The organism is Microbacterium sp. NPDC059771, from assembly GCF_042732495.1.
GTDB classification, from domain to species: Bacteria; Actinomycetota; Actinomycetes; order Actinomycetales; family Microbacteriaceae; genus Microbacterium; species Microbacterium sufflavum.
In genome coordinates, this window is sequence record NZ_JBHWHK010000001.1 from 923,833 (window position 1) to 946,868 (window position 23,036).

19 protein-coding genes are annotated in these 23,036 nt (G+C 69.3%); 7 read left to right on the top strand and 12 right to left on the bottom strand.

From position 1 onward, the window contains the following. Window positions 1–19 precede the first annotated feature (19 nt). On the top strand, window positions 20–1,348 hold the full coding sequence (locus ACFV3I_RS04380) for a phenylacetate--CoA ligase family protein (RefSeq protein ID WP_168443160.1): 1,329 nt from the start codon (window positions 20–22) through the stop codon (window positions 1,346–1,348). Window positions 1,349–1,447: 99 nt separating this feature from the next. Further along, complete coding sequence (locus tag ACFV3I_RS04385) at window positions 1,448–2,374, top strand: YveK family protein (protein WP_136044637.1); 927 nt, start codon at window positions 1,448–1,450, stop codon at window positions 2,372–2,374. Between the two features lie 65 nt (window positions 2,375–2,439). Here the strand turns inward: ACFV3I_RS04385 and ACFV3I_RS04390 are convergent, their stop codons facing one another. The 3 genes from ACFV3I_RS04390 to ACFV3I_RS04400 form a co-directional block, all read right to left on the bottom strand. Further along, complete coding sequence (locus ACFV3I_RS04390; RefSeq protein WP_136037109.1) at window positions 2,440–4,053, bottom strand: family 16 glycosylhydrolase; 1,614 nt, start codon at window positions 4,051–4,053, stop codon at window positions 2,440–2,442. 119 nt (window positions 4,054–4,172) lie between these two features. Continuing rightward, complete coding sequence (locus ACFV3I_RS04395) at window positions 4,173–5,069, bottom strand: hypothetical protein (protein ID WP_206251847.1); 897 nt, start codon at window positions 5,067–5,069, stop codon at window positions 4,173–4,175. After that, complete coding sequence (locus tag ACFV3I_RS04400) at window positions 5,066–6,193, bottom strand: Gfo/Idh/MocA family protein (protein ID WP_205814420.1); 1,128 nt, start codon at window positions 6,191–6,193, stop codon at window positions 5,066–5,068. The genes ACFV3I_RS04395 and ACFV3I_RS04400 overlap by 4 nt, the downstream gene beginning before the upstream one ends. Before the next feature lie 194 nt (window positions 6,194–6,387). Here ACFV3I_RS04400 and ACFV3I_RS04405 point away from each other — a divergent pair, with 194 nt between their 5' ends. The 3 genes from ACFV3I_RS04405 to ACFV3I_RS04415 are packed head-to-tail and all read left to right on the top strand — an operon-like array spanning window position 6,388 to window position 8,316. Further along, window positions 6,388–7,299 (top strand): glycosyltransferase family 2 protein, encoded by a 912-nt coding sequence (locus ACFV3I_RS04405; RefSeq protein WP_378803332.1) that lies wholly within the window; start codon window positions 6,388–6,390, stop codon window positions 7,297–7,299. A gap of 4 nt (window positions 7,300–7,303) precedes the next feature. Next, on the top strand, window positions 7,304–7,753 hold the full coding sequence (locus ACFV3I_RS04410; RefSeq protein WP_136029358.1) for a UDP-N-acetylglucosamine--LPS N-acetylglucosamine transferase: 450 nt from the start codon (window positions 7,304–7,306) through the stop codon (window positions 7,751–7,753). Then, complete coding sequence (locus ACFV3I_RS04415; RefSeq protein ID WP_247638306.1) at window positions 7,750–8,316, top strand: glycosyltransferase; 567 nt, start codon at window positions 7,750–7,752, stop codon at window positions 8,314–8,316. The genes ACFV3I_RS04410 and ACFV3I_RS04415 overlap by 4 nt, the downstream gene beginning before the upstream one ends. 21 nt (window positions 8,317–8,337) lie before the next feature. On the opposite strand, the gene ACFV3I_RS04420 is transcribed toward ACFV3I_RS04415, so the two are convergent. The 6 genes from ACFV3I_RS04420 to ACFV3I_RS04445 all read right to left on the bottom strand — a co-directional run bounded on the left by ACFV3I_RS04420 (window position 8,338) and on the right by ACFV3I_RS04445 (window position 17,929). Continuing rightward, entirely contained in the window at window positions 8,338–9,849 is a 1,512-nt protein-coding gene (locus ACFV3I_RS04420) for a lipopolysaccharide biosynthesis protein (RefSeq protein ID WP_247638307.1), read from the bottom strand. Next, a complete protein-coding gene (locus tag ACFV3I_RS04425; RefSeq protein WP_136029364.1) occupies window positions 9,839–11,179 on the bottom strand; it encodes an O-antigen ligase in 1,341 nt (446 codons plus the stop codon). The genes ACFV3I_RS04420 and ACFV3I_RS04425 overlap by 11 nt, the downstream gene beginning before the upstream one ends. Before the next feature lie 16 nt (window positions 11,180–11,195). Next, on the bottom strand, window positions 11,196–11,900 hold the full coding sequence (locus ACFV3I_RS04430) for a CDP-alcohol phosphatidyltransferase family protein (RefSeq protein ID WP_378822440.1): 705 nt from the start codon (window positions 11,898–11,900) through the stop codon (window positions 11,196–11,198). Then, complete coding sequence (locus ACFV3I_RS04435) at window positions 11,897–15,592, bottom strand: fibrinogen-like YCDxxxxGGGW domain-containing protein (RefSeq protein ID WP_247638309.1); 3,696 nt, start codon at window positions 15,590–15,592, stop codon at window positions 11,897–11,899. Before ACFV3I_RS04435 ends, ACFV3I_RS04430 begins: the two co-directional genes overlap by 4 nt. Window positions 15,593–15,713: 121 nt before the next feature. Continuing rightward, window positions 15,714–16,403 carry a hypothetical protein gene (locus tag ACFV3I_RS04440; protein ID WP_136044643.1) on the bottom strand — a complete coding sequence of 230 codons (690 nt, stop codon included), beginning with the start codon at window positions 16,401–16,403 and terminating at the stop codon, window positions 15,714–15,716. Continuing rightward, window positions 16,403–17,929: a sugar transferase gene (locus ACFV3I_RS04445; RefSeq protein ID WP_136029372.1), complete on the bottom strand. Its 1,527-nt coding sequence runs from the start codon at window positions 17,927–17,929 to the stop codon at window positions 16,403–16,405. The genes ACFV3I_RS04440 and ACFV3I_RS04445 overlap by 1 nt, the downstream gene beginning before the upstream one ends. Window positions 17,930–18,292: 363 nt before the next feature. Between ACFV3I_RS04445 and ACFV3I_RS04450 the strand changes: the two genes are divergently transcribed. After that, on the top strand, window positions 18,293–19,441 hold the full coding sequence (locus ACFV3I_RS04450; protein ID WP_378822441.1) for a low temperature requirement protein A: 1,149 nt from the start codon (window positions 18,293–18,295) through the stop codon (window positions 19,439–19,441). Between the two features lie 12 nt (window positions 19,442–19,453). On the opposite strand, the gene ACFV3I_RS04455 is transcribed toward ACFV3I_RS04450, so the two are convergent. After that, window positions 19,454–20,068 carry a TetR/AcrR family transcriptional regulator gene (locus ACFV3I_RS04455; protein WP_136029376.1) on the bottom strand — a complete coding sequence of 205 codons (615 nt, stop codon included), beginning with the start codon at window positions 20,066–20,068 and terminating at the stop codon, window positions 19,454–19,456. Between the two features lie 477 nt (window positions 20,069–20,545). Between ACFV3I_RS04455 and ACFV3I_RS04460 the strand changes: the two genes are divergently transcribed. Beyond that, entirely contained in the window at window positions 20,546–20,824 is a 279-nt protein-coding gene (locus ACFV3I_RS04460) for a hypothetical protein (RefSeq protein ID WP_136029378.1), read from the top strand. Window positions 20,825–20,887: 63 nt separating this feature from the next. Here ACFV3I_RS04460 and ACFV3I_RS04465 read toward each other — a convergent pair whose 3' ends face one another. Both ACFV3I_RS04465 and ACFV3I_RS04470 read right to left on the bottom strand, forming a co-directional pair. After that, window positions 20,888–22,291, bottom strand: a complete 1,404-nt coding sequence (locus ACFV3I_RS04465; RefSeq protein WP_136037116.1) for a DivIVA domain-containing protein — start codon at window positions 22,289–22,291, stop codon at window positions 20,888–20,890. Window positions 22,292–22,501: 210 nt separating this feature from the next. Next, a complete protein-coding gene (locus ACFV3I_RS04470) occupies window positions 22,502–23,020 on the bottom strand; it encodes a hypothetical protein (protein ID WP_378803339.1) in 519 nt (172 codons plus the stop codon). Window positions 23,021–23,036: the final 16 nt, after the last annotated feature.

A 23,036-nucleotide genomic window follows, 5' to 3' on the forward strand; every position in this document is an offset into this window, starting at 1 on the left:
CCGGGCTGCTGGGGGAGTGGTGAAAAGAGCGATCTTCGACGCCAAGACGCGTCTGCTGATGCGGAACGACCGACGCGCCTTCGAGGTGATGGTCCGCAATGAACGTCTGGGGGGCGCGGCCTTCGAGGAGCTGTCGCGGGGCGCGGCGACCCGCATCGCGCTGCACGCGTTCGACTCGTCGCCGTTCTATCGCGAGCTGTACGCGGGGGCGGGGTTCGGTCGGGAGGACGTCGCGGAAGCGGGCAACTTCTCCGCGCTGCCGGTGGTGACCAAGGCCGCGCTGCGCGATGCGGGGGATGCCGTGCTCTCCACGACGGTGCCCTCCTCGCGCGCGCTGGTGTCGCAGACGGGTGGCAGCACCGGGTCGCCGTTGCGGGTGCGCAACGACCAGGCCGCCCCGACCGCGGCGATGTGGTGGCGGATCTACCGCTGGTGGGGCGTGCATCCCGCGGACGACATGGCCTTCATCTATCGACGCCTCCGGCAGGGCAGGGAGGCGCTGGTGTACGCCGCGCAGTGGTGGCCGAGTCGCCACCTGCACCTCGATGCGCGGGCGATCACGGACGACGCGATCGAGACGTTCGTCCGCGACTGGCAGCGGGTGCGTCCGCGGCTGCTCGTCGCCTATGTCGAGGGCGCGACGGCCGTCGCGACGCACCTGGCGCGGACGGGGCGCACGCTGCCCACGTCGGCCGTCTCCGTCACGGCGGCGATGCTGCAGCCGGGGCAGCGCGCCCTGCTCGAGTCGGTGTTCCGTGCTCCCGTGTTCGACACCTACCGCTCGGCGGAGATCCCCTGGATCGCGGCCGAGTGCGAGCAGCACGAGGGACTCCACGTCGCGGGCGATCAGCGCCTGGTGGAGATCGTCGACGACGCGGGGCGTGCGGTGGATGCGGGGACCGAGGGCTCGGTCGTCGTCACGGACTTCAGCAACGAGGTGTTCCCGCTCGTGCGGTACGAGATGGGGGACCGATCACGGCGACTCGACGGCGCGTGCGCGTGCGGGCGGGTCTTCCCCCGGATCGCCCCCGTGCAGGGACGACTGGCCGATGTGGTGCGAACCCCGTCGGGGCGCCGCATCACGGGAGGCCTGAGCGGGCTGTTCCTCGGCGACCCCGGAGCCATCCGGCAGATGCAGGTCGTGCAGGCGGCGGACTACGCGGTCACGATCCGCTACGTCCCGACGACGCCGGGAGGGGCGCGCGATGCCGCCGCGACAGCGGTGCGTGCCCTGCGCACGCTGCTCGATGATGACGCCGTCGCGGTGTCGGCGATGGAGGTCGAGAGCATCGAGAGCCAGGGCGGCAAGGCTCGGCTCGTGATCTCGCACGCTCCCGACGCCCCCTGAGGCGCGTAACGCTCACGGCTCCTGAACAGGACCGAGTACTAGACTTACGCCGTTCTGCGCCCGACGACGTGTCGGGCGCCGCATTGGGGGAGTGCACAAGTGGCAACACACTGGACATTGGAAGACCTCTATCGAGGGGTCATGCAGTCGTGGATGGTCCTGGTGGGGACGATCGTCGCGTTCGCGTTGGTCGGTTTCGGGATCTTCCTGATCTATCCGCAGAAGTACACGGCGGAAGCGCAGCACACGGTCGAGCCGATCAGCGTGCTCTCGACCGGATCGAGCTTCAACACGGTGAACATGGAGACCGAGAAGGTCGTGGCGACCTCGACGGCCGTGCTCAAGCGCGCCGTGGAAGACCTCGACGACACGTCGATCGAGGCGCTGCGCAACAACACCGTGATCGACGTGCCGCGGAACTCGCAGGTGCTGAGCTTCCAGGTGACCGCGAACACGCCGCAGGAGGCGGCCGACCGGGCGAACGCGCTCGCTGAGGCGTACGGTGCTCAGCGCACCGACAACGCGCGTGCCGTCGTCGAGCAGACCACGGCGGAGTTGGGGGACTCCATCGCGCAGCTGCAGGCCGTCGTCGACTCGCAGCCCATCGACAGCAGCGAGCGGGCTGCCACGCAGCTCCAGCTGCAGGGTCTGCTCGACCAGCAGGCGCGGATCACCGCGACGCCGTTCTACTCGGGCACGCTCGTGACGCCGGCCGATCCGCCGCAGAAGTCGAACCGGCCCTCGGTGCTGGTCTTCATCGCCGCGGGTCTCTTCCTCGGCATCCTCGTCGGCGCCATCGCTGCGCTCATCGTGTCGCGCGTGCGCAACGGACCGGGCGCCAGCTACAAGCGCAGTGTCGCTGACGAGGTCGACGCCGACGATGCCGACGACACCGAAGAGGTGCCGGAGCACGACGACGTCGCCCTCGATGAGGACGACCGGCTGCTGGAGCCGGAAGACGCGGGGCTGCCGGTCTCGCGTCCGATCGGAGCTCCGAAACGCGGGCACACGACCTCGCGGCGCTGAAACGCCACCAGAAGACGAAGAGGGCACCGGGTCATGACGACCCGGTGCCCTCTTCGCTTGTCCCGTCAGCCGGCGTAGCTCCAGACCCGCACGTAGTCGACCTGGAAGTCGAGGTTCTGGGTCGCCGCCTTGTCGGCCGGGTTGGGGAGGCCCCAGTAGGTCGTCGACGGACCCACGTGGAGGTTCAACCGCATGTGCAGCGGTGAGCCGAAGTAGTTCGGGTTCCACAGGTTCGGGTGGGTCGCGGGGGTCGCGCGCAGCAGCTGCTTCCCGTCGACGATCACGGCCGCGTACGTCGGCGTGAACTCGAACGCGTACGTGTGGAAGTCCTTCCACACCGGTGTCGCGGCGCCGTAGTCGGCGTGATGCCAGATGTAGCGCTGGTTGGCCGAGGGCGTCGAGGTGTGCGTGTGGACCGTCGTCGTGGCGGTGTCGATCCGCTGGTCGCGGACCGCGGCGTCGTCGTAGCCCCACGCCTCCATGATGTCGATCTCTCCGGACTGGTTGTTGCGCAGCCAGAAGGCGGCCAGCGAACCGAACGTGTTCGGGCCGCTCGGCGTCTTGGCGCGGATCTCCCACCGACCGTACTGCTGGCTCATGCTGACGTCATCCGACTGGAGGCGGCGCTGGTCCAGGTATCCGGTGTTGTGCCAGAGCTCGCGGGGGCCGCTCTGCGTGGAGGGGCGGATCGCGGGGGTGGTCCGCCAATCGGCGCGGATGTGGAGGACGCCGCTCCCGTCCACCGACACCTGGTCGCGGGAGGGGACGGCCGCGTCGAAGAGGAGGCCGAGGTCGTCCTGGCCGCGGACGTTCCACTTCGCGGGGTCGACCGCGGGGCTGCCGGAGGAGTCGCGGTAGGTGAACTCGTCACGCCAGGTGGGGGCGCCCCAGCCCGGGACACTGCCGTCCGATGCGGGAGGCGTCGTCGGCTTCTGCGGCTGCGCCGGCGGGGTGGTCGGCTTCGGCGTCGGGCTCGGTGTTGTCGTGGGCTTCGGCGTGGGAGTCGGCGTCGGAGTCGGCGTGGGCTTCGGCGGCGGTGTCACGGCCGGCTTGTCCTCGCGCACGAGGTGGGCGTCGAAGCTGATGTTGTGGGTCTCTCGCCAGTTGGAGAGCACCTGCACGGCGATGGTGTTGGTGCCGGTGCGGAACAGTCGGCTCGGGATGGAGAACGAGACCGGGTTCTTGCGGGCGGCGGTGGACGACGGAGCGGCGGTCGCGTAGCTCTTGTCGGTGATGCGCCCGGTGGGGGCGTTCTTGCGGCCGATCTCGACGCCGTTGATCCAGATGACGATGCCGTCGTCGGCCCACGTGTTCACCCACGCCCATTCCGGCATATCGGAAGTGAGCGTGAAGGTCTTGGTGGCGTACGTGGCGATCGGCTGCTGACCCGACGTGCGGGGGATGAGCGTGCCGATGGTGCCGACACCGGTGCCGGCACCGAGCGGTGCCGTGCCCGTCTTCCAGGTGTTGGCGGCCGTCTGCCACCCGGCAGGCGGAGGTGTCGCGGCCCGGTAGTAGGACCACCCCGCGGAGCCGCGGGGGATCACCGAGGTGATCGTGGTGTCAGCGGCCACGGCGGGCCCGCTGGCGACGACGGATGCCCCGACGACCGCGAGCGCGGCGACGAAGGCGAAGAGGATGCGATGGATGGGGGTTCGGGTGTGTGTCTTCAGTTTCATCTCGAGGGGGAGCGAAACGGTGCTGTGCAAACCGGTCGCTCGCACAGCACCGTCCGGGTTGCGGATGCGGGCCGAGCATTCCCCCTCGATGCATCCTGTGGACGGGTGTTGTCCGCCTACTATACGGCGTCGCTCCCCCAAAGCTCCCTGACAATTCCCGTGGTGCTCTCGATCGACGACCGCGACGACGCGCCGAACACGATCGACTCGACGTTCGCGTGGTCGTGGATCCACTCCAGGGCGCGCCGCGGCGGGATGGCCCCGGACGCGAACACCGACATGGCCACGGGGCGGAACGGGCGCTCACGCAGAGCCTGCTCGTACGCCTCGATGCCGCCGGACATCCGGAAGCCGATCTCGTTGATGTTCGCGCACACGATCGGGTTCTTCACTCCGACGCGGTCGAGCGTGTCGAGCAGCATCGGCAGGTTCATCGTGATGAAGCCGGGCTCCGCGTTGTAGCGCTCGCGCACGTGACGATCGAAGATCGCGAAGGCCTCGTCGAAGCCGAGTCCCAGCATCAGGTCGACCACGACGTTCTGGAGGAAGACCACCGGGGTGTTGAGGCCCTGGAACATCTTCATCTCCGCGTCGACGAGCAGCGTGATGATGCCCTCGATGTCCTTCTTCATGAACGACTTGCCGCCGCGCACCGCCGCGTTGAGCAGACCCTCCTCCGGGAGGAACTGCTTCAGCGCGCCGAGCATGCCGTTGTCGGTCACCGCGTTGGCGTACTTGTGCGCGTAGGGCATGCACGGGTAGAAGCGGTAGTCGGCGTACCGCTGCGGGTTCGCGCGCATGTGATCGCAGACCTCGGCGATGCGCTCGTGCGTGGTGCACATGAGGGTGCGGATGCCGTTGTCGAGGGCGATGTCGACCACGTCGATGATCGCCTGGGTGTCCTGGAAGCGGATGGCCTGCGCCCGCGCCTTCTCCTCCGACATGTGGTTGATGCCGAAGAACTGGTTGTCGCCCAGCAGCAGCCGATCCATGGTCGTCGTCGTCATCTCGCTCATGCCTTCCTCCCGCGTCCGAACAGTCCGCGTTTCGCCGCGGGTGCCGCGGCGACCACGGCAGGTGCCGGTGCGGACTCCGCAGCGGCAGCGGAATCCTGCAGGATCCACTCGATGACGCGGTCCGTCTCGGCCGCTCCGGCGAAGCCGTTCTCCCGCGCCTCCGTCTCGCCCGCCGCGATGGCGTCGACGAACGATGCCAGCTGCGCGCTGTACTCCTCGCCCCGGAGGTAGAAGGCGACCTGCTCGGTGAGGTCGGTCGTGTAGGAGATGTTCCACCCCGCACGATAGCCCGCCGGGATCGTCGCCCCCTCGCGGAGGTAGACGCGCAACTCCTGGCGGTCGGCGATGATGCGGCCCTGCGAGCCGGAGATCGTGACCGAGGTCGACATCTTCCGGAAGGACTCGTCGGACCAGTTGACCGAGAGCTGAACGCTCAGGCCGTCGGGGTAGTCGAGCGTGGAGTAGACCTCGTCGTCGATGTCGGCGGAGAAGATGCTGTTCAGCACCGATCCGCGGACGCGCTCCGGCGTGCCCAGGTACCAGTTGACGAGGTTGAGCGGGTGTGCCGCGTAGTCGTAGACGCATCCGCCTCCCGTCGACCGCTTGGTGCGCCAGGTCGAGCCCTTCGGCTTGAGCACGACGGGCCCGTAGGCCTCGGCCAGGACGTGCGTCACACGACCGAGCGCTCCGGCGTCGAGCAGGCGCTTGACCTCCTGGAACGTCGCGATGAAGCGGTTGTGGAAGCCCACCTGTGCGATGAGCCCCCGCTCGGCGGCCAGCGCGGCGAGCTCGAGCGATTCGGCCGCGCTCAGCGTGAGCGGCTTCTCGCAGAAGACGTGCACACCGCGCTCGAGCGCGCTGCGGACGAGTGCAGCGTGCGAGGCGTTCGGCGTGGCGATGATCACCGCCTCCGGTGCCGCGTCGTCGAGCATCTTGTCGAGCGTCGAGTACGTCGGCGCCCCCGTGTACTTGTTCAGCACGTCGAGCAGGTAGTCCGTGGCGTCGACGACGCCCACCAGCTCCACGTTGTGCAGAGCCCGGACGATGGACAGATGGGAGAGCCCCATCTTCCCCACGCCGACGACTCCGACCCGAACACGTCGTGTGTCAGTGTTTTCTGGCACGACGAAATCCCCTTCCCCAGTTGGTTTCCCCTTCAGAAGCGCCTCTCCCCGTAGAGACGCCAGCCGCTATACTAACCCGAAGTCCGCGCTGATGGCAGTGCGAACTTCGCGCCGGGATGGGGCCCGGTGCATCTCAGGGGATTCTGACGCACGCCGACGGCGTGGGTCGGACGCGTCACACAAGGGGAGTGACCATGCAGTTGGATGTTTCTGTCGTCCTGCCGACACACAACCGACCGGAGCTGATGAAGCTCGGCGTCGAGAGCGTGCTCGCGCAGAAGACCTCGGCCACGGGAGAGGTCGTCATCGTGTTCGACGCCTGCCCGATCGAGGTGCCGGAGGTCGAGGTGCCGGAGGGGTGGACGGTGCGCGGCATCTCGAACACCCGCACCCGCGGACTCGCCGGCGCGCGCAACTCGGGGATCCTGGCCGCGGAGGGGCGGCTGGTGGCCTTCCTCGACGACGACGACGAGTGGCTGCCCGGCAAGCTCGCCGCGCAGCTGCGCCGCTTCGAGGAGAAGCCGGAGGCGATCATCGTCGGCACCGCCATGGTCGTCGACGACGGCACCAACCGCATCGTCCGCCGTGTGCCATCCGATGACCTCACTCACGAGGACTTCCTGCGCAACCGCAACCCCGGCCTGCACTCGTCGAGCCTGATGTTCCGGCGCGAGGTGCTCCTGGGCGAGCTCGGACTGATCGACGAGGAGCTTCCGCGCAGCTACGGCGAGGACTACGACATCCTGTTGCGCGGTTCCTCCCTCGGGCTCGTGACCGTGGTGAACGAGCCGCTGGTGCGCGTGCTGTGGACGGGGCAGTCGTACTACTTCGGGAAGTGGGCCGCGTACGCCGAGGCCCTGCAGTACCTCCTGCGCAAGCACCCCGACTTCGCGACCATCCCCGCGGCCCTCGGTCGTATCGAGGCCCAGGTCGCGTTCTCCCTGGCCTCGGCCGGGCAGGGCAAGGAGGCCCGCTCGTGGGCCTGGCGCGCGCTCCGCCACAACCCGAAGCAGGTCAAGGCGGCGCTCGCGATCGCCATCTCGTGGAAGCTCGTGACACCGCAGGCGATCACGAAGGTCGTCCAGAAGCTCGGTCGGGGGATCTGACGCCATGAAGATCCTCATCGCCTGTTCCTCCGGCGGGCATCTCACCCAGGCGCTGGCGCTGCGGGACTGGTGGGGCGAGCACGAGCGGTGCTGGGCCACGTTCCCGGTGGAGGATGCGCGCTCGCGCCTCGCCGACGAGAAGGTGTACGAGATCCACTACCCGACCGTGCGGAACGTGCCGAATCTGCTGCGCAACTTCGGTCTCGCCCGACGCGTGCTGGCCGAGGAGCGGCCCGACATCGTGTTCTCGACCGGCGCGGCCATCGCCCTGCCGTTCTTCACCCAGGCGCGGTTCTTCGGGGCGCGGACGGTGTACCTGGAGCCTGTCGATCGCATCACCTCACCCGGCCTCAGCGGGCGACTCGTCTACCCGTTCGCGGACGAGTTCCTCGTGCAGTGGGAGCGGATGCGCCGGTTCTACCCCGGGTCGCGCAACGTGGGGGTCGTGCTGTGAGCGCGCCGCTGGTCGTCGTGTCCGCCGGCACGTACCACCTGCCCTTCGACCGGCTCTCGCAGTGGGTGGAGGAGTGGCTGCACCGGAACCCCGGCGTGCGCCTCGTGATGCAGCACGGCCCGTCCGCTCCGGTCGACGGCGCCGAGAACGTCGAGATCCTGCCCTACACCGAACTCCTGACGCTGTGCCGGGAGGCCGACGCGGTCGTGCTCCAGGGCGGCGCCGGCGGCGTGATGGACATGCGTGCCCTCGGCATCGTGCCGATCGTCGTGCCGCGCGTGCCCGGAGACGGCGAGGTGGTCGACGATCACCAGCTCGTGTTCAGCGCGGAGATGGCCGAGCTCGGGATCATCCGGCGCGCCCTGTCCTCCGCTGAACTCGCCGCCCAGCTCGACCGCGCGCTCTCCGGCGGCGCGGAAGCCCCCGGGACGATCGCCACGCCGGGGGCGGACACCGTGCGCGCCCTGCTCGAGCAGCCGGTCCGCCGCGCGCCGTGGTTCGCCTTCGTCCCGCGCCTGTTCCGCAGCGGGGCTGCGATCATCGCGACCAAGCTGCGGCGCTGACGCTCGGGCGCCGGACTCCCGTCAGGCCCAGCGGCCGAGGAACGGGATCCGGCGCCACAGCGTCTCGATGTGCAGGGCGTGCCGGAACAGCCACAGCACGGCGGCGTACACCGCGCACAGCACGACACCGGCCACCAGCAGCACGAGCAGACTCGACCCCGCGAACCACGTGAACAGGAGTCCGCCCCCGCCGAAGATCAAGACGGGCGGCAGCATCGGCACGAGCAGCTTCGAGGGCTGCAGGTCCACATGCATCAGGCGGTGCACCTGCACGGCGGCGATGAGGTTGTCGGCCAGCATCACGATGACCCAGGTGATCGCGGCACCCCAGACCCCCAGGAGCGGCACGAGGGCGAGGTTGCCTCCGATGCTCACAGCCAGCGCGATCGCCTTGTTGTACATCTGCCACGTGCTCTTCCCGCCCTGCAGGAGGATGCTCTGCAGCATGCCGCACGCGGTCTGGAACATCATCGCCAGAGCCAGCAGCACCATCGGTCCCCACCCGGAGCGGAACTCCGAGCCGAAGATGCCGAGGACCGCGGGGCCCATCGAGATGAGCAGCATGTAGAACGGCCAGTTCATCAGGATCATCGCCCGCACGACCTTGGTGTGCAGTCGTGTGGACTCGGCGTAGTTCTCGCGGGCGAGGAGAGCGGAGATCGTCGGGGACACCGCCACGCGCATCGCCTTGTCGACCACGCCACCCGCGCGCACGGCACGGGTGATGACCGCGTACACGCCCGCGGCGGAGGGCGAGGCGAGCGCGGCGATGATGAGCACGTCCGACCACTCGAGCGCGGTCTCCAGGCCGGAGCTCACCGTGCGCGGGGCGTTGAACCGCCAGAACTCGCCCATCGTGGGTCGCGTGCCCGGCGTGCTCTCCCGGCGACGGCGGAAGTCGCGCACGAACGGCGCGGCGATCACCACGAGCGTCACGACCAGCCAGAACGGCTGCGGCAGCAGCCACGCCTCGAACGCTCCCCACGCGCCGACCCCGGCAACCGAGACCGCGAGCAGCACGGTCAGCAGCCGGCTGGCCGGGAGCAGGATGCTCTGCAGCAGCGTGAAGGCAGTGACGCCCCGAAGCATGCGCGCCGCGATCTGCAGGACGCCGATCAGAGCGCCCACCACGACATACGGCACCATCGCACGCATCAGATCGGCCATCGCCGCTGCGTCGCGCGGCGCGGCCAGCCACTCTCCGAGCGCATCCGCCAGCAGCCAGATCGCGAGCGACACGAGACCGGAAACCACCGCGACCGGGCCGACCGCGAACATCACGATGCGCCACTCCGCCCCGGCGCGGTGGAAGGCGCGCTGCTCGGCGATGAAGCGGACGATGCCGCTGTTGGTCCCGAGCCGGAGCACCTGGGTGAGGATCGTGAAGATCCCCATGGCCTGGAAGAACAGACCGGTCCCGTCGGCACCGAGGGTGTTACCGACGATCGCGGTGAGCAGCAGGGCGGCGAGGGCGGCGAAAGCGGAGCCGAACAGGCTGATCAGACCACTCTTCGCCAGCCCCTCACTCTTCATTCGCCGCCTTCGCGAACGGCGTCGGCTGTGGTGTCCAGTACGAGGACTTGCCGAGATACTTCTCCCGCAGCAGCACCGCGAGGGCGATGCCGACGAACACCAGCTGCCTGTCCAGGCCGTAGAAGATCGACAGACCGACCGCCACGACCACACTGGCGTGGATCCACACCGCCGACAGGTTCGGCGCGTCGAACGTGCGCACCGCGCCCATCACGATCATCCCGAGGAACAGGACGAGGCCGACCAGCCCGAAGCAGAACATGGCGTTCCAGATCGCGCCCTGCGTGCCGACGTAGATCTCGCTCCATGTGCTCGGTCGTGGAGCCCCCCACCCGATGACCGGCGATTGCAGTGTCCGCTCCCAGGTCTCGGCGTAGAGATTGCCGCGCCCCTCGGTCGTGTCGACCGTCTCCTGGCGGGCCACGATGCCGTCGAGGAACCCGGAGAGGAAGAGGATGACGGCCGCGGCGATACCCAGCACCGTGACCCAGAAGAAGGCGAGGAAGCGTCCGCGGATCAGCAGGCAGAACAGGACGTAGACGATCGCGCCCGCGATGCCGAGGAACAGGCCGCGGTTCGTGGTCGCGATCGCCGGCGGGATCGCGGCGACGAGGGCGATCACCAGGAACCACATGGCGCGCGCGGTGCGGTGGCCGATCGCCGTGCCGATCGCGATGGGGGTGAGCACCGCCATCGCCGCTCCCCAGCCGTTCGTGTACGAGAACGGTGCCGACGGGCGGACGAACGGCTCGGCAGCTCCCCACGGCGTCTGGATCTCGGCGAGGGTCGGGAACACGAGCTCCGACACGTAGTCGTTGCTCGAGATCGCGTCCGGCAGCAGCCGACCGATCGTCATGGTCAGCTGCACCTCGGGGAACAGCATCCCCAGGTAGCCACCCACGATGACGAACAGCCAGATGAAGGTCAGCCCGTTGAAGATGCGCTTGGGCGTCAGCGAGCTGCGCGCGTTGACGATGTAGACCATGATGATCGCCAGCGCGAGGAACTGGCTGATGCGTACGCCGAGGCCGACGCCGCGACCGAGCTGATCGATCATGAGCGCCGACGGGATCATCCACAGCACGAACCCGATCCACGGCAGGATGCCGGGGACGATGAGGATGCGCCGCCGCATGATCAGCAGCGCCACCATGGGCACCGCCATGATCACCGACGCGAAGGGCAGCATCCCGAGGAGCCAGAACAGCGGGTAGCCCCACAGCACGGTCAGCACCGGCCAGGCGGGCAGCGATCTCGGCTCGACCTCCAGGCTGGGGTCTTGACCGGTCGCTGCGATCAGCGAACGGCTCGGTGAAGAGATGAGTGCCATGCGGATGCGTCCAGGTTCAGAGTGCGGTCAGCTGCGTGTACTTGCGGCGGAGCGAGCCGGCGAAGATCAGCACGTGCCAGACGAACAGTGCGGTGTAGAGCACCGCGAACGCGAACGGCAGTCCGATGAACGCCAGGACGACATACGTCGTGGAGGGATCCTGAGGCTGCTTGACGAACGACTCCAGGATGCCACGGCGTCCGTCGTCCGGGGAAGGGGGAGTCTTGGGGAGGAGCTTCTCGGCGAGGAGCTGGGAGAGGAACCAGCCGGACACGAGCACCGAGAACAGGCCGGCGACCAGCACCAACCACGGCCACGCGTCCGTGCGGAGCAGGTGCACCGCGACGGCGATGTGCACGAGCGGGGCCCGCACACCGTCGACCACATGATCGAGCCATTCGCCCGCGGGGCCGCCGCGCTTCTGGATGCGCGCGAGCTGGCCGTCGGCGGAGTCCAGGATGTACCCGATCAGGAGGAGCACGGCCGCGAGCGGCCCCGCCCACCACGCGGTGACGCCGGCCAGCACGACGACGGCCGCGAGGCCGAACAACGCGCTGACCGCCGTGACCCCGTTGGGGCTGGTGCCCCAGGTGGCGGCGACCACGGCGGCCCTGCCGCCGAGCGGTCGATTGATCCAGCGCAGGTACGCGGGAACGCCCGCCCCCGCTTTCTGTGCGGAGGCGAGCGCTCGACGCGCGTCTGCGTAGGAGATTTTCGTCATTTACGAGGCATGTCCAATGCGAGATCGAAGCTCAGGTCGGGAGTTCCGCGATAGTTGGCGTGCACAGACGCCGCGATCACGTTCGTCCCTTCCACGAGCAGGTTGGCGGGCACCGCGAAGGTGACCTTGTTGGCCGCAGCCGTGGTCGCCCGCGGTGCCGCAGTGGCATACGAATTCTGCGTCAGGGTCCCCGCCCCGAGGTTCGCCCGCCCGAGCTCCACCCCGTTGAGGTATACCACGACACCGTCGTCCGCCGTAACCGTGACCGTGCCGTTCGCGACGCTCGCGGCGTCCGTCACGGTGACGGAGTGCCGGAACTGCGCGCTGAGCGGCTTGGTTGCGAGGTTCGTCGGGTCGATGTTCGTCGCCGCCGTCGCGACCCCGCGGGCGAGGACGGCCGAGCCGCTCGCCCACGAGGAGGCGTCGAACGCCACCGCGTTCCAGTCCGCCGGCAGCGGATCGGCCGAGTAGCGCCACGACCAGGCCGAACCGCTCGGCACGCTGACCGGCAGCTCGTTGTCCGACGGCGGAGTCGCCGTCGTCACCTGGACCGTCGCGGGAGTCGACGCGAGACCGCCGATCCCGACCGCGACCACGCTGTAGTCGTACGCCGTGGCGGCGGTCAGGCCGCTCTCGGTGAACGTCGTCGTCGCGGCGTCCGTCGTGCCGACCTGCTGGCCGCCCCGGCTGATCACATAGGACTGCGGGGTGGTGCCGCTCGCGGGAGCGGTCCAGGTGAGCGTGGCGGAATCGAGAGTGGTGGTCCCCGAGAGACCCGTGACCGGGTTCGGAGCCGCCGGCGCCTGGCCGCGCTCAGCCGTGAAGGCGAGGTCGAAGCTCAGGTCCGGAGTGGTGCGGTAGTTCGCGTGCACCGAGGCGGCCAGCACGTTCGTCCCGTCCACGAGCACGCCCTGCGGCACCTCGAACACGACCCGGTTCGCGGCGGCGGTCGTGTGCGACACGACGCCGTTCGCGTAGGAGTTCTGCGTGAGGGTGCCCGCGGGCATCCGCACCCGTCCGAGCTCGACGCCGTTGAGGTACAGCACCACGCCGTCGTTCGCGATGACCGAGATGCTGCCGTTCACGACGCTCAGCGCGTTCGTGACCTGGAACTCGTTGCGGAACTGCGCGCTCAGCGGCTTCGTCGCGAGGTTCGTCGGGTCGATGTTGGTCGTCGCCGATGCCACCCCGCGGGCGAACAGGCCCTTGCCGGTGTTCCACGACGCGTCGTCGAACGCGAGCGTGTTCCAGTCGGACGGCAGCGCGTCGGACGAGTACCGCCACGACCAGGTCGAGCCGTTCTCGATGAACGTGAGCGCCGAGGCCGGTGCGGGCTGCGCGACGTAGGCCGCCGTGCTCGCGGAACGGTTGCCCGCGGCGTCGCGTGCCCGGACGAAGTAGTTCGTCGGGGTCTCCGTGATCGGCACGGTGTAGGTGGCCGACGTCGTCGACGCGATCACCCGGTTGTCGCGCAGCACCTCGTAGGTCACGCCTCCGGTGTCGGTCGAGGCCGCCCAGGTGAGCGTCGCCTCGGTGCCGCCGTTGCCGGGGGTCGCCGTGATCGCGCCCGGCGTCGTGGGAGCGGTGGTGTCGCGCGGGGCGAAGCGGATGTACCCGCCCGACCACTGGTTGACCTCGCCCGCCCTGACCGAGCGGCTGAAGTCGCCGCCGGCCCACAGCACGCCGGTGCTGTCGAAGAACGTGCCCCAGGCGCCGTAGCCGGCGCGAGCCTGCACGACGGGCGACCAGGCGGCCACGAACTTGCCGGTCTGCGCGTCCCACGCACCCATCAGGTTCATCTTGTCGGCCTGCGTCCAGCCGGTGCCCACGTCACTCCACGAGTACGCGTCCTGGTAGACCCAGTGGCCGCAGTGGCAGCCGCCGATCACGAGGTTCGCGTTGTGCTCGACCGTCTGGAAGTCGCCGCCGACCTTCGTGATCGACCCGCTGACGCGCTCGAACGTGTTCCGGTCGTAGGCGAAGAGCGAGTGCTCCGAGCCGCCGAGCCACACCTTCCCACCGGCCTCGGTCACGCCGAGCTGCCAGATGTTGCCGGAGTAGGAGCCGTCCGCGTTGAGCGTGGCCTTGCTGAACTTCGGCACCCACAGCGGGTCGACCAGCGGGGCGCCCGCGGCGGTCTGGATGGCGGCCGCGCTCGGGGTGGACGTGGTCTGCTTCATCTTGAAGTAGCCGGAGAAGTAGGTGCGGTCGCCCTGGTCGGAGGCGTCGACGGCGATCGAGCTGCCGTTGAGGAACGCGTTCCAGTTGGTGTCGGGACGACCCGTCGTCAGGTTGATGCGACCGCCGTTCCAGGTGCTCGCGCTGATGGTGGAGCCGACCGCGGTGAGGTGCGTCATGGCACCGGCGACGTACAGGAAGTCGCCCTGCACGTCGAGGTCGCGCACGTAGGGCACGCTGCCGGTCGCCCGGTGCTCCGCGTTGACCTGCCAGCCCGAGAGCTGCCCGGTCGTGGGGTCGAGGATCGCGATGCCCGCCTGCGGGGTGCCGTTGACCGTGGAGAACTGTCCACCGATCGCGACGCGGCCGTCGGGCAGACCGGCGATGGCCTTGACCTGACCGTTGAGCTGCGGACGGAACGTGGAGACCCACTCGCCCGTGTTCACGTCGAAGGCCGCGAGGTACGGCTGCTCGACCTGACCGGTGCCGCCCTCGTTGCGCTGCACGTAGCGGAAGTTGCCGCCGACGAAGACCTTGCCGGCGACCTCGCCGAACTCGGCCACCTCGGTGTTGAGCTCGCCGCTGCTGCCGTTGGCGAAGCCGGAGACACCCCAGACGGTGGTCATGGCGTTGCTCTCCGGGATGGCCGCGACCGTGGAGGCGGGCGTGCCCGAGGCGGGCACGGCGCCGAAGTCGAGGTTCGCGAGCTTCAGCTGCGGCCGCAGGAAGACCTGCGTGAACGGCCGCGCGTAGCCCTGGCCCGACGGCGCCCACAGGTACGAGGTGGCCGCGGTGCTGCCGCCGATGCTCGAGCCGAACGCCCAGCCGTTGATGTAGTTGTGCGACGCCTGCTCACTGAACACGACGCGGCGCAGCTGGTTGTTGTTGCCGAAGTTGTTGGTCTGACCGCCGGTGCCGGTCGAGCCGTCGAAGTTGTAGTTCTTCACGCGGTGCTCGGCGCCGAAGGTCCACACCCAGCGATCGCGCTGCGTGAACGTGAACCGGCCCTCCTGCCACGTGGTGCCGGCCGTGTTGGTGGCGCGGCGCAGGCGGATGCCGTCGGCCAGCGCGTCGACGCGGCCGTTGTTCAGGAGTCCGTCGACCGTCGCCGCCGGCAGCTGTGCCGGCTGGAACGCGTCGGTGCCGGTCGGGGTGTTGCGGATCTGGGCTGCGGTGCGCAAACCGTTGTACCCCTCCTTCCAGCCCTCGCGGCCTCGGCCGATGAGCACCCAGCCGCCGCCGGACGTGGTCTGGTCGCAGTAGAACTGCTCCGGCGCGACGAGCGCCGGGGTGACCAGCCAGTACACGCCGTCGGTGGACTGCGGGTAGTTCTGCTTGATCTCCCAGCACGACGCGGCGGCGGTCTCCTGAGAGAGGCCGTCCGGCAGTGCCGGGGGTGCGGCGTTCGCCGCGAGCGGGGTGAGCAGTGAGCCCACCAGGACGGCCGCGGCGATCATGGCGCCAGCGGCTGCGCGGGTCGCCTTCACTCTCCGCGCGGGTGCTGCAGTGTTCATGGAGTCCTTCTTCGGGTGTGAGGCTCGCCTGGAGCGACTCGGGGGTGAGTCGCTCCAGGTGCGGGTGAGCCACGTTCGGGTGTTCGAGAGATCGGCGATCCCCCGGGGGGTGTGGGGGAGGTCAGGCTGCGGGGCAGTCCTGAACGTCGGGGATCTCGTGCGACGAGATCTTCCAGGTGTCGTCCTCGAAGACGGCTCCGTAGATGTGGGCCACGGGGTGGCCGGGGTTGTACAGCGAGTCCTTAAGCGAGTTGCCCGCCGCGTCCTTCACGTCGATGTCGGACACGTCGACGCACACCTTGAGGGTGATGGTCGCGGGGGAGGACGCCAGGTCCACCGCCGTCGGGGTGACGCTCGTGACGACCGCCTTGCCCGTCTGCGTGTAGCCCAGGTCCATCTGCTCCCGTGCGTGGGACTGCACCTCGCCGAGCACCCAGCCGGTCGCGACCGCGTCGACGCCGACCGCCGAGCCGTCGCCGCGCTGGCTGACCTCGTCGAGGGCGGCGACCACGGCGTCGGCGGCCGCGGTCGCCCGCTTGACCTCGGCGTCCTGGTCATCGCTCATCGGGCCGTCGACCACCTTCGGGACGGACTTCAGCGGATCTTCGGATGCCGCCTTGTCCTCGTCGCCGTCGTCGACGGGCTTGTGGGTGGACGAGGCCGACGGCGCTCCGCCGTTGTTCGTCACGAGGGCGACGCCAACCCCTGCGGCGCCCAGCGCGAGCAGTGCCACGGCACCGATCGCGATCCATCGTCTGCGGTGCGTCGCGGGCGCCTTCTCGCCCTCGATCACCTGACCTTCGTCATTCATCAGTAAGCCCCCTTCGGCTGGATCATCACCTTCGCGGTCCGCCACATGATTTGCAGATCATTCATGACCGACCAGTTCTCGACGTACCGCAGGTCGAGGCGCACGCTCTCGTCCCACGACAGGTCGCTGCGCCCGGACACCTGCCACAGGCCCGTGATGCCGGGCTTGATGTACAGGCGGCGGAACACGGTGCCGTCGTACGCCGTGACCTCGCTGGGAAGCGGCGGACGAGGCCCGACGACACTCATGTCGCCGGTGAGGACGTTCCAGAACTGCGGCAGCTCGTCGAGCGACAGCTTGCGCAGCACCTTTCCCACGCGGGTGACGCGGGGGTCGTCCTTCATCTTGAACAGAAGACCGGCGCCGTCGTTCTGCGCCTTGAGGGCGGCGAGCTGCTGCTCGGCGTCGGTCTTCATCGAGCGGAACTTCACCATCTTGAAGCGGCGGCCGTCGCGGCCGACGCGCTCCTGGAAGAAGAACGCGGGTCCGGGCGAGTCGAGCTTGATGAGCGCCATCAGCACCGGGGTGAGGAGGGCGATCGGGATCAGCGCGACCGTCGCGACGAAGATGTCGAGCGCCCGCTTGAGCACGTGCACCCCGCCCTCGTACGTCGGGATCTTCACCTGGATCAGCGGCAGGCCGTCGACCTGACGCAGCGAGATGCGAGGACCGGCGACGTCGGTCAGTCGGCTCGAGAGCACGAGCTCGGCGGCGGTGCCCTCGAGCTGCCAGCTGAGCTGCTTGACGAAGTCGGGGTCCCCATCGGGACGGCTCGCCACGATGATCGTGTCCGCCCCGAGCTGGGCCGCCGCGGCGGCGACGCTGTCGAGATCGCCGACGACCGGGTAGATGCTCTCCCCGATCGCGAACGCGCCGGCCTTGCGATCCACCAGCGTCGTCCCCACGACGTGGTAGCCGTTCTCTGCGCCCTTCTGCAGAGACGTGATCACATACTCGACGTCTTCGGTCGCGCCGACCACCAGGGTGCGCGACGCGTACTGGCCCCGGATCCGGCGGCGCTGCAGCCACCGTCTCCAGGCCCAGCGCGCGCCGAGCAACCCGAACGTCCCGACAGGGAGCGCGACGAGGAACAGCGGCTGCAGTCCCTCCCACGCCAGCAGGACGCCCGCGATAGCGGTGATGCCGAATGCCAGGCCGCTGGCGTGTGCCACGCGGCGGTATTCCGTGGCCCCGGAACCGAAGATGGCGGCGTCGCGGGTGTTGAGCGCCGACAGCATCAGATACCAGGCGAGGCCGAGCAGAGCAGCGTTGCGCCCCGCCTCGATCGCCACGACGCCGGAGGTCAGCTGGACCGCGACCGTCAGAGCGACGGCGATCAGGATGACAGCCGCATCCGTGATCCGCAGCCGCATCCGATAGTGACGTTCCCACTGCCGACGCCGTTCCAGCGTCGCCGAAGCGCGCGGCGTGGTCGCCGGGCGCGTGGACGACGTGGTGGCCCGCGGAGCGGTGGCCGGAACGAATCCCGTGCGAGAGATGCTCAGAGCATCCTCGACGGACGTCATGCCGAGGCCCCTTGAGCCGTGAATGTACGCAGAATTCCCCAGTGCGACATTGATTTCCCCAGTTTGATATCCCCAGACCGTGAACCCCACGTTCACGGCAGTCGTCTGCGTCCCGACCCCTCGGGTCCTGCTGGAACTCCGTGATCCCACATCTCGGAGTCGAAGGCGCCGTCCCAACCGGCGGCTTCGTGCAGCAGGCGCTGCAGACCTGGAACACTGTAGCGGAACCGGCTATGAAACGGAAGACAAATCCGGGGAATGGATGAAACCCCGTCGGCGGTGGTGCACGGCCGGGTGCGAGCCGGGCGCTATCCTGACGCCGTGACGGCGCCCCCACCCTCTCCTCGTTCTCGCCTGCGCACCATGCTGCCCCGTGACCCGGCGCAGCCGCATCGCACCGCGAGCACCCTCGAGCTGTTCTTCGACCTGGTGTTCGTCGTGGCCGTGAGCATCGCCTCGTCGCAGCTGCACCACGCCCTCTCCCACGGGGACTTCGTCCACGGCATCACGTCGTACGCGATGGTGTTCTTCGCGATCTGGTGGGCGTGGATGAACTTCACGTGGTTCGCCACCTCGTTCGACACGGACGACTGGCTCTACCGCGTGACGACGTTCGTGCAGATGGGCGGGGTGCTCATCCTCGCGGCCGGTGTGCCGCGGGCCTTCGACGAGGGCGACTTCACCGTGCCGGTCATCGGGTACGTCGTGATGCGCGTGGCCATGGTCGCGCAGTGGCTCAGGGCCTCACGGTCGGCCGGTGCGCTGCGCTCCGCCACCCGCCGGTACGCGGCGGGCATCGCCGGGGTGCAGGTGCTCTGGGTGCTGTTCCTCCTGATCCCGACGGGGCCCGCCCAGCTCGTGGCGTTCGTGGTGTTCGCCCTCATCGAGATCTCCGTTCCGGTGTTCGCCGAATACCGCCGGCAGACCCCGTGGCACCGGCACCACATCACAGAGCGCTACGGGCTGTTCACTCTCATCGTGCTGGGGGAGAGCCTGCTCGCCTCGGCGAACGCGATCATCGACGCGCTCGACGAGGTCGAGGCGCTCGGGCCGCTGATCGCAATCTCGGTGCTCACGCTGGTGGTCACCGCCTCGCTCTGGTGGATCTACTTCTGGCCGCCGCATCACCGCGCGATCACCTCGTTCCGCCGGTCGCTGCGGTACGGCTACACGCACTACTTCGTGTTCGCGGCGGCCGCCGCCTTCTCGGCAGGCATCGAGGTGGAGCTGGACGTGCTCACCGGTGAGAGCCACCTGTCGGGCATGGCCGCTTCGTTCACCGTGACCGTCCCCATCGCGGTGTTCCTCCTCGGCGTCTGGTGGATCGCGATCAAGGAGAACGCCGACCGTGTGGTCAACACGGTGGTGCCGACCGGAGCGGCACTCGTGCTGTTGGATCCGGTGCTGCCGGTCCCGGTGACGCTCACCGCACTGATCCTGGCAGCCGTCGTGGTCGTGCTCGTGCTCCGACCGCCGGTCACGCGCGAGGCCGAGGCGCCGGTGGGGACGTAGGCGCCGCGCCGCTCAGACGCAGGCGGCGAACAGGGCGAGGCACTCCTGACGCAGTCGCGAGATCGCCTCCGTGTCGCCGCGCAGATGGCGGATGAGGGCGTTCTGGAGCATGCCGTCGGTCAGGGCGTACGCCAGGGTGGCGTCGAAGCGACACGGTTTCCCGGCGAGTTCCGCGTAGCGCGCGAGCACCTCGCCGATCGCCTCCTGCAGCATCTGCTCGATCTGCTCGATCGTGTCGCCGAAGCCGGACTCGAACAGTGCCTGATTGCGCAGGTCGTACCAGAGGCGGTGCAGCGACGCGTCGTCCTTCAGGCTCCTGGCCATCTCGTCGGCCACGCGCCCGGCGAGCTCGTCGGGGGTGGTCGCCGTCTCGATGATGGCGGCGTAGCGCTCGGCCGGCTGGCCGCGCGAGATGCGGACGGCCTCCGCGATGAGGTCGTTCTTGTCGGTGAAGTAGTAGTGCAGCGAGCCGTGAGAGAGCTCGGAGTGCTGGGCGATCTCGCGCAGCCCCGTGCGGGCGAACCCGCGTTCGGCGATCGCCTCCAGCGCGGCCTCCGCCAGGCTCCGTCGACGGAGGGCGAACTTGTCGGTCCCGGCGCGCTCGGCCCTCTTGATCGCTGTGTTCATCGTCTCGTCTCGACTCCGTCCCTGCGTTCGGTATCGGTCATGCTAGTGGGCACCGTCGCGGATTTGAACAGTCGTCAAGTAAAAACTGGACACTCATCCAAGAAAAACTTGACACTTGACCAATCCCGTGATGCACTGGATGGATCGCGATCGTGAGCGTCCCCAGCGCCCGATCGTCGACCACGCCGCGCGCGCGATTCCCCGTCGCCCCGGCAACCGCTGCCTGACGAACTCTCGCTCGGCAGCGTGCGCGGCGGAGCGATGTCCCCACCTCCTCCGTCGCGCCCCCGAACCCGCCGTCACGGCATCTCTGCTAGACTGACGATGCAACGTGTGCGTTTCGCCCCTCTCGGCCGCCGCGTCGCCACTGATCAGGGCCCATCCACGGTTCGCGCACATCGACGCGCGCGACGCCGCCTTCGATCTCCTCACTTGCGGACCGCCCTGCGTGCCCGCCACATAGCAATGAGCATCACCATGAGCACCACCACCGTCCCTCCGTCCGACCCCCTCACCTGGAAGCAGGCCGACATCGACGTGCACGTCGCCACCCGCGGCGGCGAGTTCGCCGGCTTCGTCGAGTTCGACGGCGCCGCACACGTGCTGCGCGACGAGCGCGGTACCGACCTCGGTACCTACGCCTCGCTCGACGACGCCTGCGACGCACTCGACGCTGCGACGCGGCCCGCACCGCGCTCCGGGCTCCGGTCCGTGCCGCGCTCCGGACGCCGCCGCGTACGCCGGGCCAGGGCCTGACCACACCGACGACACGACGAAGGCGCGAGCAGAGAGCTGCTCGCGCCTTCGTCGTGTCCGGCTCTACCGCTTGCTGTCGTCGGTCTCCACCACGTCGATCGTGATCTTCTCGAGCGGGCTGTCGTCGTCGAGCTCGTCGTCCAGCACCTCGTCGCCCAGGAACGTCTCCACGACCGTCTCGGTCGCCTCCGAACCCGACTCGTCCTCGTCGTCGATCGTGGCCTCGGCGACCGCGATCGACGAGGGCAGCGCATCGTCGCTGAAGATGCCGTCGGGGCGGATGAGCTCGCGCACCTCGGCCATGAAGCTCGACAGCTGCTGCTGCTGCCAGCGCAGCTGCCGCGTGCGGTCCTCGGCGTCGTGCAGCACCGCGGTCGTGTGACCGGTGACCGCATCGACGATCTTCTGCGACTTCACCCTGGCGCGGTCGAGGATCTCCCTCGCGCGCACCTGCGCGTCCGCCTCGATCGCCTGCGCCTGCGACCGCATGAGCCGCTCGTAGTCGTCCGCCTTCGCGGAGATCCGCTGCGCGTGCTCCAGGGAAGCGGTGACCTGCTCGTTGGCATCGGTCGTGATGCGCTCCGCGTGCGCGACGGCCTGGTTGTGCAGCACCAGGAACTCCTGCTGCGCGTCGTCCTGGCGACGGGTCAGCGTCTCCTCGAACTCGAGCACGCGGGCGTTCATCTCGCGCACCTCGCGCTCCGCATCCGCCCGCAGCTGCGTGGTCTCCCTCGTGACGAGCGAACGCAGCGCCGCCGCGCCCTTCTCGGCCTCCGTGCGGATCGCGGTGGCCTCCTGCGACGCCTGGTTCACCTTCTCGGCGGCGTGCGACGCCTCCCGCTCGATGCGCGCCTCGTGGGCCGTGTACTCGGTCTCCATCTTCAGGCGCACCTGGTCGGCGTCCCGCTGGGCCTGCGAAGTGATGCGATCGGCGTCGGCCTCGGCCTCGGCGCGCTGCGCGGCGACCTCTTCGCGCGCCGCCGCCATGAGCCGGTCGGCCTGCACGGCGGCGTTCTGGATCAGCACGTTCGCCTGCTCCTCCGCGACGCGCAGGATCGCCTCGAACTGCTGACGAGACGGCGCCTCCTCGCCATCGGGCTGCGGGGTGTCGACGAGCTCGGAGGTCAGCGTGGCGACCTGCTGCTCGGCGTCGGCGGCCTTGGCGTTCGCGGCGGCGAGCTCGCTCTCCAGCGCCTCGCGCGCCTCACGCTCCTCCGCGCGGATGGCCTCGACCGACTCGGTCTCCCTGGTCTGCGTCTCGGCGAGCTGGTCGGACAGCTGCTGCACCTGCGCCCGCAGGGAGGCGAGCGCCGCGTCGACCTCGCCCTTGTCGTAGCCGCGGAAGCCGATCGTGAACGCGGCATTCGACGCCGACGACGACTGCTGGTCGCGCGGTGCCGTCTCGATCAGCTGGTCGAAGAAGTCCGGCGACCGCTCGTCGCGGGAGCCGTCCGGGGAGTCGCTCATGGTTGGGCCTTTCTGGCGTGTCCGGACGCGGAGCGGGGGCTCCGACCGCCGAACGGGATCGCACGCACGGACGAGGAGGCCGCCCGGCGCACGTCGCGACCGTGTCCTCAGCGGACGCTGTGCCGGGCGCGACGCGGTCCTAGCCTAGTTGCGCCGGCTGTGGATCGTGAGCCCCTCTTCACACCGGGGAGGGCGGTGCCGACGGACGGTTCATCCGGAGCGCGACCAGCGGGCATTGCGATCGTCGAGCAGCGCGCCACGGACGTACGAGACCGGCGGCCCGTCGGACACCGTGATCCCCCGCGCCCCCGCCGCCGCCGCGACGCGGGAGCGCAGCTCGGTCCACAGCGCCGTGGTCTGCGGGAACCCCATGTACTCGCGGAAGGTCTCGACGCGCAGCACCGCGCCCATCGGGTCGGCGGTCACGCGCACGACGGTGTCGTCGGGGTCGACGAAGCGGATGCCGATGGCGCCGTCTTCCAGCGGGAGGAAGTCCTTGCCCGCAGCCGCTGCCATCGTCAGGAGCTCCCGTGCCTCCGGGGCGGGCGCGTGGATCCGCAGCGTGCGACCGAACTCGGCGAGGGCCTTGTCGAGCTGGTCTCGCGCGAAGCGGTCGCCCGCGCGGCGTCCTGCGGCCGCGGTGCTGCGGTTCAGCCACGGGCGCAGGAAGGCGGCCCCGACGATGATCGCCAGGATGAGCAGTCCGAAGAGAAGGAGAGTGGGAACCACGACTGATCCGTGTGGG